Genomic DNA, 11,688 nt, shown 5'->3' on the forward strand with positions numbered 1-11,688 from the left:
TTGTAAAAGTTAAAAATAACGAGCAAACGCTCTATCCATTTGAATCCAATATTAACAAAATACCATTACATGCCATTCTCACAGCAATGACAGTTCGATAACCTTATTATTACATTCAATGCAAAAGAAAAAACGGCACCAAAAAACGGTACCGTTTTTATTCCTTGATGACATCAGGAAAGCAAACCATAAGCCGAGTTCTGTCCTCCCAGTGGTACAGCGGTGACGTTTGTCACCTCCCACCCTTGGAGTGGCAATCATCTATCTAGGCGACGCATTGCTGCGTCGCTCCAGCGACCAACCCGGGATCACTGCGGGCAACAGCTGCGCATCAAATGCGCCGATCCCCTTTCAGGTCTTGCTCCAGGTGGGGTTTACCTAGCCAGCATGTCTCCATGCTGCTGGTGCGCTCTTACCGCACCGTTGCATCCTTGCCTGTGAAACGAAAAAGGTTTCGTTCCCATCGGCGGTCTCCATTTCTGTGGCACTAGCCTTAGGGTTGCCCCCACCGGCCGTTAGCCGGCACCCTGCCCTGCGGAGCTCGGACTTTCCTCCCGTGGGACCTTGCGGTACTCCACCGGCGATTGCCTAGTTTACTTTCCTAAAGTCAAACGACAACCATGATTTTACCAAAAATGACGACGGCAATCAAGATCATTTAAATGGTTTTAATGGTTATTTTTAGATTTAAACAAAGGAAAAAGGACTGGTTTCAATCGTTGAAACCTGGATGGTTATTTCTTTTTCAGTGTTCATTTCCGATAGCTGCTGTCGAAGCGATTCCAACGCCAAATATTCCACATGGTGACCCGGGTCAATGAGACAGACGCCCGCTTCTCGGGCATCCATTGCTGTATGGTGATCGATATCGCCGGTAATATAGACATCAGCACCCAACCGTTTAGCCTCAGGCCAGTAGCGGCCACCTGCACCACCGAGAACCGCCACCGTCTGTACCCTCACATCTGGATTACCTACAAAGCGCAAGTGGGATAAACCATAAGCTTTTTTCACTTGATTAGCCAAATGGCTTAAAGAGAGGGTTTGATCCAATCGGCCTACGCGTCCCAGTCCCTGCACCGCTCCCTCCAGGTCGAGAGGATAAAGATCATACGCCACTTCTTCATAGGGGTGCGCTTTGATCAACGCTGAGACTACCCGGGTTTGAATAGTGGTCGGCACAATCGTCTCCAACCGTACTTCCCCTACTCGCTCTAATTGACCCTGTTCACCGATGTAAGGATCGGTCCCTTCCTCCGGCCGAAACGTACCCGTCCCTTCCAAGTTAAAAGTACAATGGCTATAATTGCCGATCCAGCCAGCACCCGCTTTACAAATTGCTTGCAACACCGCGTCATGATGGTCCTTCGGGATCGTGACCACCAATTTTTTATAGGTTTCGCGATGAACGGGGATTAACACGTCTGTTTCTGTCAGGCCCAACTTTTGCGCCAGCACATCGTTAACGCCGCCAGTGGCGGAATCAAAATTGGTATGGGCGACATACACTTGGATATCGTGCTTTAACAGTTTGGCGAAGAGGCGTCCCGCCGGGCGATCGCGCCGCAAATCGCCCAGAGGCCGAAAGATGACGGCATGATGCGCAATAATCCAGTTAGCACCCAGTGCAATTGCTTCATCTACAACGGCTTCCGTCACATCCAGTGCCAACAGCACTCCCTTCACTTCCGCCTCCGGATCGCCCACTTGCAGTCCGATGCGATCCTTTTCCATCGCCAGTACAGGTGGAGATAACCGCTCCATCTGCGCGATCAATTTTCGTCCTGTTGTAGCCATTGTTGCCATCGCCTCCATTCCTCCCGTGTTTGCTTCAGTTGTTGCAAGCGTTGGCGCGCTTCTGGGGAGCGCCCCAATTCCAACTGTTGTAAAATACGATCCAATCCTTCCAACTTCTCCGTCAATTTGTGCAGCAACAGCGGGTGCCGCTCTTGCCACAATAGCGGGCCTACCTCATATGCCTGTTCCAACGGCAACGGCAACCCGCGATAAGGTTGATCGGGATCTCCCGGTGAGGCGGTCACCACTTCATAAAGGATACCCGCTTCGCGCACCAGGTTTTCCCCGTCTATCTCCCATCCGTGACGATAAAGCCAGCGACGTACATGGTCAACACCATTGTTCGGTTGTAATACCAACCGTTCCAGCTTCTCCATCTTATGCAAGCTGCGATCCAGGATGGATGTGATTAAGTGGCCACCCATACCGGCAATGACCACTACCTCAGCCTCTCCAACCTTTAACACATCCAAGCCGTTTCCTCTTCGCACCTGGATCTGGTGTTGTAAATCGGCATCGTTGACGTTTTGGCTTGCATTTTTCCAGGGGCCTTCATTTACTTCCCCTGCGATTCCCCGCTTTAGCAAACCGGCCTGAGCCAAGGCAATCAACAACTGGGCGTGATCCGAGCCGATATCCGCCACTACACGACCGGATGGAATTGCATCCGCCACCGCAGACAAACGCAGGGATAAACCATCAACCTGTCTGACCTGCTTGTTCATTTTCATCTCTTCGTCCATTCCTCCCCTGCCATTATATCGAATTTCCGATTTGTTTAAAGCGAGGATTGCAACTCTCCCATTACCGGTCGATGATCAGATGGACAATCGGGGGTATCCACCACCCAGCCAGTGATCACCTTCACCCCTGGGGTGCAGTAAATGCCGTCAATTCGCCGACGTGGGCGATAACAAGGGTAGGTTCCTTCTTCTACTTGGGCCAGCACATCTATCATCCGACATTCCAAGGGAGCTAATGCGATATGTCCCGGACTCATATTAAAATCCCCCATCACCACCAACGGCGGCGTCCTTTCCAACGCCAACTGTTCCAATCGTTCCACTTGACGGCGCCGCATCCACGGACTAAATCCGATATGCGTAACCGCTATGCGCCAGTGGCAACCGTCTATTTCAACATTGGCCAATAACAAGCTGCGGCACTCTTCTCCTTTTCCCGTAAATATCTCGGAAGTATAATCGATCAAACCGCCTTTTCGGAGCAGTAGCGCATTACCATAGCCATCATTGCTCGCCTCGTTTCCCACTTTGATGGCCGGTGCAAATGCGCCATCCATGTTTAAACGAGTTGTGAGAATATCAAGCTGATCGGCAAACGCAGTACGGCGATGAAATCGAACATCCACTTCATTGAGGCCGACTACATCCGCTTGCTGCAGCTGTATCACCTCGGCAATTCTGTTTATATCCAAACGGCCATCACACCCTAATCCATGGCGAATATTATAACTCATCACTTTCACGCGAATTTCCTCCTCAAAAGAAGATGGAAGACAGGTACTCGTTCTGCCGATACAACGTACAATATGGGCATCTAAAATAACAGGGGAGTGGTCCACTATGGCTGTGGCCAACCAAATATTTAACGCAAAGATTTTATCGGTTAGCCAGACCGGTGCCGTCAACTTGGGAGATGCCGTCAATGTCGGTCGTGTCTTCAATTGGAAAGCATTGGGTCCTAATTTTCCAGTTGGTGACTTTATAAGCAATATCAAAGCCAACAACAACTTCTCCTTTGATCCGGATGTCATCGATCAGGTGTGACCGAATTTACATCTATCCAGCTACTGAAAAAATAAGCAATGGAGTGATACGGAATGCCTGTAGCAAATCAAATTTTTAATGCAAAGATTTTACAAGTCGCCTCGACGGGTGCTGTCAATATGGGGGATGTCGTTAATGTTGGGCGCCTTTTCAATCAAAAAACACTGGGTCCCAACTTTCCCGTCGGTGACTTCATCAGTAATATTAAGGCCAATAACAACTTCTCCTTTGATCCAGATGTGATCGATCAAGTGTGATCTTACTCAATCGTCTCATAATCAAAAGCCCAGCGAAGATTCGCTGGGCTTCACTTTTATAAACATTTATCCTTTAAAGTAAAGCCATCGCTCAAAGAAGGGACGCAAATTTTGTCCTGACACCCGATTGGCCACTTGAATAAAATCTTCCGTGGTGGCCGTTTGGAACTGATACTGATCATAATAGGTGTGCAGGATTTTTAGTACCTGCTCTTTCCCTAACCGATCCACCAGTTCCCACATCATCGCTGCCGGACGGGTATACACCATCAAACCATAAATGGGATCGGAATACTTGTAGAGTGATTCTACTGAAGTCACACCCTTTTGCTTGTAAATCTCATCGGTTCGTTGTGCCGCCCGCATCAACCATTCCCGCTCATTTTGACCCATCTGATCATGCATAAATAGCAGTTCAGAAAAAGTGGTCAATCCTTCATCCAACCAGGGTTCTTTCACTTGATTATTTCCCACGACACCATACCACCATTGGTGCGCCAGCTCATGCGCCACCACATTGACTGCCGCTTGTTCTCCATTCCGCGTCGGAATGCGGGCTACCGAGGTTACTAATCCAGGATACTCCATCCCGGCAATACCATAACCGGTCTCCCCCAGCACCACATCCACCTCGCGATAGGGGTAAGCGCCAAATTTTTTTGTAAAGAAAGACATACTGCTGACCGCCGCATCGTGTAAGGGTTGAGCCACATCCTCCATCCCTTTGAGATACCAGAGGTTGACACTGGTATTGCCTATTTTCCCTTTGATCGGTTCGTAATCCTTTGTAATTACCACCGCAAAATCCCGTACACGGGCTTGCCGCAAAAATACCGTCGATGTGGGCTTTTCGGCATCTCGAGCGCTGGAGATAATTTGGTATCCTTTTGGCACTTGAAACTTTACTTCAAAATCGGAAACTTGGCTGAAAAAAGGATCCCCAGTCGTCGTATACGGATCCGTATGCCACCCCTTGGAATCGTGCACAGCCAACATCGGATACCATTGGGCTAAAAAGGCGGTATTGCCGTAAACATTGAGACGGGTGCCCCCCTTGGGTATTTTTAGTTCATAATCCATCTCTACCTCAGCTGTTTCTCCTGTCTTAAGGGGTCGCTTCAATTTCACCTTTAGGAGAGTCCCCTTTTCTTGCGTGGAGACCGGCACCCCATCTACTTTCACCTTATTTACCTTGAGATACCCTGGCTTTTCCGGCTTTGATTCCGCTCCCCACTTCCAATCCTTAAACGCATTGGGATAGAGATGAAAATACACCTCATTCCATGCTTGCTGCCGTTGATCGGGCAGTCTCACCTTCATATGTCCGCACACCGATTGACTTTCATTGGAGTATGTCGCTTCCAATCGATAATAGGGACGCTCTTTTCCCGTTGGTTGTACTGCCGCTTGTGCTGTCGGTAGCGATAACCCCAACGATCCCATCCCTATCAACATCACCAAGAAAACCGTATAAACCCACCGTATCTGCATCCATCGCTCCTCCGTTCGTTGGAAAATCCTACTTCAATAGGTTGCCCAACGGGTTTTCCGTTATGTGGATGCATAGGGAAAAGTCGATCCAGTCTATCCTTTAACCTATTGCGTCAGAAGTCTCCCGCTTCTATAAGCGGTGAGAGGAATGGCGCGTCAGACTTGTGGGAGGGGTGTCTTTACCCCTCCCACAAGTCTGACAACCTGTTTACAGAAAAAGCCGAGGTATGCCTTCGATTGCCAACCTCATTATCGCGCTTTTTTACCAGATTCACCGCTCCACCAAATCGCTTCGTCCCAATGCCTTGACGGCCATCTCCCGTAGTCGAAACTTCTGCACCTTGCCGCTGGCGGTTAAGGGATAGTCGGCTACAATCTCCATACGGCTGGGAATTTTATAGGGGGCAATCATCCCGTCGCAAAAAGCGCGCATCTCATCCAGATCGAGGCTCTCCCCCTCTTCTACTCGAATAAAGGCCATCACTTCTTCCCCGTATTTTTCATCCGGGATACCGACCACTTGTATATCCCGGACTTTGGGATGGGTATGCAGAAACTCCTCAATCTCTCGGGGGTAGATATTTTCCCCACCACGGATGATCATATCTTTTAGACGGCCGGTAATCCTGAGATATCCCTCTTCATCCATCCGTGCCAAATCACCGGTGTGCAGCCAGCCGTCATCGTCGATCGCAAGAGCCGTCTCCTCCGGCATGCGGTAATATCCTTTCATCACATGATAACCGCGGGTGCAGAGCTCCCCTTGTACCCCTGGGGCCACTTCTTCCCCAGTATCCGGATCGATTACCTTTACCTCCACATGGGGCAGCTTTTGGCCGACAGTAGAGACCCGTCGCTCAATCGAATCTTTTGTCCGGGTCTGGCTAATAACCGGAGACGACTCTGTCTGGCCGTAGGCGATGGTGATTTCCGTCGCTCCCATATCGTGTATGACGCGTTTCATCACTTCCATCGGACAATTGGACCCCGCCATGATCCCGGTGCGCAGACTGGACAAGTTGAAACGAGAAAAGTCAGGGTGATCCAATTCAGCAATAAACATAGTCGGCACCCCGTGTAAAGCGGTACACCGTTCTTTCTCCACCGTTTTTAACACTGTAAGCGGATTAAATTCCACGACTGGAACCATCGTCGCCCCCACGCTGACACAGGCCAGCGTTCCCAACACACACCCAAAACAATGAAAGAAAGGAACGGGAATGCACATGCGATCGTGTTCCGTTAATTGCATACAAGCGGCGATCTGATGCGCGTTATTGACGATATTGTGGTGAGTCAACATCACACCCTTGGGAAAGCCGGTGGTTCCGGATGTGTATTGCATATTGATCACCTCTTCACAGCGGAGGGATCGCTGTCGTTCCCATAGGGCTGTATCGGGTACATGTTCACCCATACGCATCACTTCAGACCAGTTGAACATCCCCGGCTTCCGTTCATCTCCCAGAAAAATCACATTGCGCAGACGCGGTAACCGCTCTGCGCGAAGTTGCCCCGGCTCCGCCTGCATGAGCTCAGGACAGATTTCAACTAACATATCCACATAACTGACGCCTTTAAAGGAGTCCATCAAAATCAAGGTTTCCGTATCCGACTGGCGTAACAGATACTCCAACTCCTGCGTGCGGTAGTTAGTATTCACCGTTACCAATACCGCCCCCATCTTCCCCGTAGCAAATTGCATCACCAGCCATTCTGGCTGATTACTCGCCCACACTGCCAAATGATCCCCGGCACGGATTCCCAGTCTCATCAATCCCTTGGCCGCCTGATTGCATTGGCGGTGGAACTCCTGGTAATTCCATCGCAGTTGTCGCTCCGGATAAACGACCGCCTCCCGTTCCCCAAAACGCTCCGCCATTTCATCCAGCAAGCCGCCTACTGTTCTATCCCGCAACTCCTTCACCATACCGGCCCCCTTGCGGAAGTGTACAGATCATTAACAAATCTGAATTCTTATCCCTTCTATTCGTACAATTTGGCAGCATTCCCTTCTTCCCATTCAGGAAATAAACTTTATTAAAGATAGCACTTGAAAAAAAGTTACTGACTAACTATCATTAAAAATAGATGTTGACCTCAACAATTGGATAAATTAATTTAGAGCAACCCCAAAGGAGGATATCAGTATGAGCAACCAGTTTTTGCAAGATATCAAAAAGAGACGTACCATTTATGGGCTAAGCAAAGAAGCGGTCACTTCCGATGAAAAAATTAAAGAAATCGTAGGCGAGGCTGTACTCCATACACCTTCGTCCTTTAATTCGCAAAGTGCGCGAGTGGTTATCTTGCTCGGCGAACAACACGACAAACTGTGGAACATCACAACCGAAACCTTGCGCAAAATTGTTCCGGAAGCGGACTTTGCTTCAACGGAAGAAAGAATGAACGGGTTTAAAAGCGGTTATGGGACCGTCTTATTCTTTGAAGATCAAACCGTTATCCAAGGCTTGCAAGAACAATTCGCACTGTACAAAGAGAATTTCCCAGTATGGTCTGAACAATCTTCCGGTATGCTCCAATTTGTCGTTTGGACCGCCCTTGAACTGGAAGGATACGGCGCTTCTTTGCAACACTACAATCCACTGATCGACGATGAAGTGAAAAAAGAGTGGAACATCCCCGCCGAATGGAAATTACGGGCGCAGATGCCTTTTGGAAAGCCGACCGCCCCGCCCACGGATAAAGATTTCCAACCGCTGGAAGAGCGCTTAAAAATGTATAAGTAAAACACCAAAAAACCTGACCCCTAAAGGGTCAGGTTTTTTGCCGTTGTTGACGCTTAGGAGACAGCGGCATGATGATCCCGGCAAGCGGGAGAACAGTATCCCTGATGCTGCTCTAGGCAATCGCTACAACACAGATGTAACTGGTGACAACGGGGATCGTTACAATTATGAAGGTTTTCCGTCGCTGTACCACAATGGTGACAGGTGCCCACCACCACTTCTTCTTCGCGGTTAATGGGTACAGATAGGCGTTCATCAAAGACAAAGCATTTTCCATCAAAGCCGCGTCCGCGCACTTGCTCGTCCTGGCCATAGGTGACGATGCCACCCTCCAGCTGGGCAACGTCTTGAAAGCCCTCCTCCAACATAAAAGCAGTCAATTTCTCACAACGGATACCGCCGGTACAGTACGTCAAGATCGTTTTATCCTTATAGGAGGACAGATGGTCGCGTATCCAATCAGGAAACTCGCGGAATGAGCGCACATCAGGACGAATCGCATGACGAAAATGGCCCAGATCATATTCATAGTCATTGCGCCCGTCGACGATGATAACATCCTCCCGCTGCATCGCCTCAAAAAACTCCTGCGGACTTAACCGTTTGCCGGAACGTTTATTGGGGTCCAACTCTTTTTCTACCCGGAACGTTACCAATTCTTTTTTTGGCTTTACCGCTATCTTGGGAAACGCGTGGCCGTCATGAGGATCCACTTTAAACACCATATCCGCAAAACGCTCATCCTGATGCATATGCGCCATATAAGCTTCCGTTTGTGCGACAGTTCCCGACACTGTGCCGTTGATTCCCTCAGGCGCCACCAGGATTCGCCCCTTCAGATCCAGCTTTCGACAAAGCTGCCAATGTTCCGCAGCAAAGGTATTCGGGTCTTCAATCCGGACATATTGATAATATAACAAAACCTGATAGGTTGGTTTAGTGGTCATCGGTTGTTTCTCTCCTTCCAACACAAAGGGCATCCACTATCACCATTGTAACCCAAACCGCGCCCGGAAGGAAAACCGAAAAAAGTATCAACAACCAATCTCTCGGGCGATGACCAGTCGTTGAATTTCGGAGGTGCCTTCTCCAATCTCCGTCAACTTGGCATCACGGAAAAAGCGCTCCACCTTGTAATCGTGCATATAACCATACCCACCGTGAATCTGAACAGCCTGGTCGCACACCTTCATCGCCATCTCCGACGCAAACAACTTACAGATAGAAGCTTCCTTGGTCATTTTCTTGCCCTGATCCTTCAACCACGCCGCTTTATGTACCATGGTGCGCGCCAGTTCAATATTCATCGCCATATCGGCCAGCTTATGTTGGATCACCTGAAATTTGGACAACGACTGACCAAACTGAACCCTCTCTTTTGCATAGCGAAGGGCCGCTTCATAAGCCCCCTGCGCAATTCCGACGGCCATCGCCCCAATCCCGATCCGTCCGCCGTCCAAAGTGATCAGAAACTGTTTCAACCCTTGACCAATCGTACCCAAGACATTCCCTTTTGGAATGCGAACGTTTTCCAGCACCAACTCCGTTGTATTGGAACTGTGCAATCCCATTTTGTGATATTGATCGATCACTTGAAACCCGGCACTATCCGTAGGAACAAGGAAGGCAGTAATCTCGGGGCCCGGCCCTGTCACCGCGGTTAAAGCGACAAAATCGGCATAGCTGGCATTGGTGATAAAACATTTGGAACCATTGATCACCCACTCCCCTTCCTCTAGAACCGCCGTCGTCTTTGTACCGCCGGCGTCGGAGCCAGCATTGGGTTCGGTCAAGCCAAATGCACCTAAGGTTTGACCTGTACAGAGCGGGACCAAGTACATCTTTTTCTGCTCCTCGGTACCAAACAAATACAGCGGCGCACAACCTAAGGATATATGGGCGGAATACGTAAGACCGCTAGAAGCACAAACCCGACTCAACTCCTCCACCGCGATGGCGAAGCTGATGGTATCTGCGCCACCACCGCCAAACTCCTCCGGAAAAGGCAACCCCATCAAACCGAGGTCGGCCATTTTGAGAAAGATCTCCCGCGGAAATTCCTTGGTCCGATCCCGTTCATCCGCCCCCGGCGCTACTTCCCCTTCAGCAAAATCTCGCATCAACTTCCGTATCATCCGTTGTTCTTCCGTTAGAGCAAAGTCCATTTTCTCCACCCCCGAGTATTTTGCATACCCCCCAATGATGGCAGCGCTTTCATCACCATTATATGAGCAGAAACGAATTTGCAGCAAGAATTTTTAGAATCCACCTATTTTTCGACCTCTCCGCCTGCTTAAGAGGTTTGCATTGGGGTCGGAAAAGGGATAAAATTAAACCAGAAAAAAGGCACCAAGGAAAAACAAAAAATAAAAGCACCCATTTGATCGGTGCTTTTGCCAAAACATATGAAGTTGTCTATTCGTTATTCGAGGAAATCCTTCAACCGTTTGCTGCGGCTGGGATGACGAAGCTTGCGCAATGCTTTCGCCTCGATCTGACGAATCCGTTCTCGGGTGACGCCAAATACTTTGCCCACTTCTTCCAGTGTGCGGGTACGACCATCATCCAGCCCAAACCGGAGCCGCAAAACATTTTCTTCCCGGTCGGACAACGTATCCAACACATCTTTCAGCTGTTCTTTCAACAGTTCATAAGCGGCTGCATCCGCCGGCGCCTGGGCGTCATCGTCCGGAATAAAGTCGCCGAGATGGGAATCGTCTTCTTCACCGATCGGTGTTTCCAAAGAGACTGGCTCCTGGGCAATTTTCATAATTTCCCGGACTTTCTCCGGGCTGAGACCCATTTCTTCCGCGATCTCTTCCGGCGTAGGTTCACGCCCAAGTTCCTGTAATAGTTGACGGGATACGCGAATCAACTTGTTGATCGTTTCAACCATGTGCACAGGGATGCGGATCGTACGCGCCTGATCGGCGATCGCCCGTGTAATCGCTTGACGGATCCACCAGGTGGCGTAGGTGCTAAACTTAAATCCTTTGCGGTAGTCAAATTTCTCTACCGCTTTGATCAGACCCATATTTCCTTCCTGGATCAGGTCGAGAAACAGCATGCCACGGCCCACATACCGTTTGGCAATGCTTACGACCAAACGCAGGTTGGCTTCAGCCAGACGGCGCTTGGCTTCTTCATCGCCTTGTTCGATCCGGGTGGCCAACTCCACCTCTTCCTGTGCAGACAACAGTGGAACCCGACCGATCTCTTTTAGATACATACGAACGGGGTCATTGATCTTTACGCCGGGAGGAACGCTCAGGTCATCCTCCAACAAGTCGTCTCCATCGGAATTATCATTTTGGGAAAAGACGATATTGTCGTCTTCCTCATTGATTACTTCGATCCCCTGCTCATTTAAGGCTTCAAAAAACTCATCCATCTGCTGAGGATCTTGGTCAAAGGAAGACATCTTTTCCATAATCTCTTTATATGTGAGGATCCCGCGTTTTTTCCCGAAATCCACCAATTGCTCTTTCACCTGTTCCAGTGTCAGTTCTTGCTCCATGTCTACATTCTGTTCGTTTGCCAACGTTGCGTTCCCTCCTTCCTGGCCCTTTGCTTCAGCCTCTTTTAAACCTGTTCCCGTAAATGCAT

General features: G+C 49.5%; 11 protein-coding genes and 1 other RNA gene. 3 read left to right on the forward strand and 9 right to left on the reverse strand.

The window, feature by feature from the left end:
* Positions 1 to 174 precede the first annotated feature (174 nt).
* The 4 genes from rnpB to C8J48_RS10155 all read right to left on the reverse strand — a co-directional run bounded on the left by rnpB (position 175) and on the right by C8J48_RS10155 (position 3,274).
* An RNA gene (gene rnpB, locus C8J48_RS10140) (RNase P RNA component class A) lies at positions 175 to 600 on the reverse strand.
* A gap of 87 nt (positions 601 to 687) precedes the next feature.
* Entirely contained in the window at positions 688 to 1,806 is a 1,119-nt protein-coding gene (locus C8J48_RS10145; RefSeq protein WP_245891121.1) for a Nif3-like dinuclear metal center hexameric protein, read from the reverse strand.
* Positions 1,773 to 2,528, reverse strand: a complete 756-nt coding sequence (locus C8J48_RS10150; RefSeq protein ID WP_170105360.1) for a tRNA (adenine(22)-N(1))-methyltransferase — start codon at positions 2,526 to 2,528, stop codon at positions 1,773 to 1,775. Before C8J48_RS10150 ends, C8J48_RS10145 begins: the two co-directional genes overlap by 34 nt.
* A 47-nt stretch (positions 2,529 to 2,575) precedes the next feature.
* Positions 2,576 to 3,274, reverse strand: a complete 699-nt coding sequence (locus C8J48_RS10155) for an endonuclease/exonuclease/phosphatase family protein (RefSeq protein ID WP_245891209.1) — start codon at positions 3,272 to 3,274, stop codon at positions 2,576 to 2,578.
* Between the two features lie 106 nt (positions 3,275 to 3,380).
* Here C8J48_RS10155 and C8J48_RS10160 point away from each other — a divergent pair, with 106 nt between their 5' ends.
* Together C8J48_RS10160 and C8J48_RS10165 are read left to right on the forward strand one after the other, a co-directional pair.
* A complete protein-coding gene (locus C8J48_RS10160; RefSeq protein WP_107726462.1) occupies positions 3,381 to 3,584 on the forward strand; it encodes a spore germination protein in 204 nt (67 codons plus the stop codon).
* A gap of 53 nt (positions 3,585 to 3,637) precedes the next feature.
* The gene (locus C8J48_RS10165; protein WP_107726464.1) at positions 3,638 to 3,841 is read left to right on the forward strand and encodes a spore germination protein; all 204 of its coding nucleotides are present in this window, start codon (positions 3,638 to 3,640) and stop codon (positions 3,839 to 3,841) included.
* Positions 3,842 to 3,907: 66 nt separating this feature from the next.
* Here the strand turns inward: C8J48_RS10165 and C8J48_RS10170 are convergent, their stop codons facing one another.
* The gene (locus tag C8J48_RS10170; RefSeq protein WP_107726466.1) at positions 3,908 to 5,332 is read right to left on the reverse strand and encodes a M1 family metallopeptidase; all 1,425 of its coding nucleotides are present in this window, start codon (positions 5,330 to 5,332) and stop codon (positions 3,908 to 3,910) included.
* 271 nt (positions 5,333 to 5,603) lie between these two features.
* Entirely contained in the window at positions 5,604 to 7,262 is a 1,659-nt protein-coding gene (locus C8J48_RS10175) for an AMP-binding protein (protein WP_281261199.1), read from the reverse strand.
* Positions 7,263 to 7,482: 220 nt separating this feature from the next.
* Here C8J48_RS10175 and C8J48_RS10180 point away from each other — a divergent pair, with 220 nt between their 5' ends.
* Complete coding sequence (locus tag C8J48_RS10180; RefSeq protein WP_107726468.1) at positions 7,483 to 8,082, forward strand: nitroreductase family protein; 600 nt, start codon at positions 7,483 to 7,485, stop codon at positions 8,080 to 8,082.
* Between the two features lie 53 nt (positions 8,083 to 8,135).
* On the opposite strand, the gene trhO is transcribed toward C8J48_RS10180, so the two are convergent.
* The 3 genes from trhO to rpoD all read right to left on the reverse strand — a co-directional run bounded on the left by trhO (position 8,136) and on the right by rpoD (position 11,623).
* The gene (gene trhO / locus C8J48_RS10185; protein ID WP_107727693.1) at positions 8,136 to 9,029 is read right to left on the reverse strand and encodes an oxygen-dependent tRNA uridine(34) hydroxylase TrhO; all 894 of its coding nucleotides are present in this window, start codon (positions 9,027 to 9,029) and stop codon (positions 8,136 to 8,138) included.
* A gap of 87 nt (positions 9,030 to 9,116) precedes the next feature.
* Positions 9,117 to 10,247 carry an acyl-CoA dehydrogenase family protein gene (locus C8J48_RS10190; RefSeq protein WP_107727694.1) on the reverse strand — a complete coding sequence of 377 codons (1,131 nt, stop codon included), beginning with the start codon at positions 10,245 to 10,247 and terminating at the stop codon, positions 9,117 to 9,119.
* Between the two features lie 257 nt (positions 10,248 to 10,504).
* Positions 10,505 to 11,623 (reverse strand): RNA polymerase sigma factor RpoD, encoded by a 1,119-nt coding sequence (gene rpoD / locus C8J48_RS10195; RefSeq protein WP_107726470.1) that lies wholly within the window; start codon positions 11,621 to 11,623, stop codon positions 10,505 to 10,507.
* Positions 11,624 to 11,688 lie beyond the last annotated feature (65 nt).

The sequence above is a fragment of the Desmospora activa DSM 45169 genome (assembly GCF_003046315.1).
In the GTDB taxonomy this organism is placed as follows: domain Bacteria; phylum Bacillota; class Bacilli; order Thermoactinomycetales; family DSM-45169; genus Desmospora; species Desmospora activa.

What these genes read in the sequence shown, in the direction of transcription:
- C8J48_RS10170 (WP_107726466.1), bottom strand. Translation starts at nt 5,332, where the DNA reads ATGCAGATACGGTGGGTTTATACGGTTTTCTTGGTGATGTTGATAGGG.
- C8J48_RS10165 (WP_107726464.1), top strand. Translation starts at nt 3,638, where the DNA reads ATGCCTGTAGCAAATCAAATTTTTAATGCAAAGATTTTACAAGTCGCC.
- C8J48_RS10175 (WP_281261199.1), bottom strand. Translation starts at nt 7,262, where the DNA reads ATGGTGAAGGAGTTGCGGGATAGAACAGTAGGCGGCTTGCTGGATGAA.
- C8J48_RS10160 (WP_107726462.1), top strand. Translation starts at nt 3,381, where the DNA reads ATGGCTGTGGCCAACCAAATATTTAACGCAAAGATTTTATCGGTTAGC.
- C8J48_RS10145 (WP_245891121.1), bottom strand. Translation starts at nt 1,806, where the DNA reads ATGGCAACAATGGCTACAACAGGACGAAAATTGATCGCGCAGATGGAG.
- trhO (WP_107727693.1), bottom strand. Translation starts at nt 9,029, where the DNA reads ATGACCACTAAACCAACCTATCAGGTTTTGTTATATTATCAATATGTC.
- C8J48_RS10155 (WP_245891209.1), bottom strand. Translation starts at nt 3,274, where the DNA reads ATGAGTTATAATATTCGCCATGGATTAGGGTGTGATGGCCGTTTGGAT.
- C8J48_RS10180 (WP_107726468.1), top strand. Translation starts at nt 7,483, where the DNA reads ATGAGCAACCAGTTTTTGCAAGATATCAAAAAGAGACGTACCATTTAT.
- C8J48_RS10190 (WP_107727694.1), bottom strand. Translation starts at nt 10,247, where the DNA reads ATGGACTTTGCTCTAACGGAAGAACAACGGATGATACGGAAGTTGATG.
- C8J48_RS10150 (WP_170105360.1), bottom strand. Translation starts at nt 2,528, where the DNA reads ATGAAAATGAACAAGCAGGTCAGACAGGTTGATGGTTTATCCCTGCGT.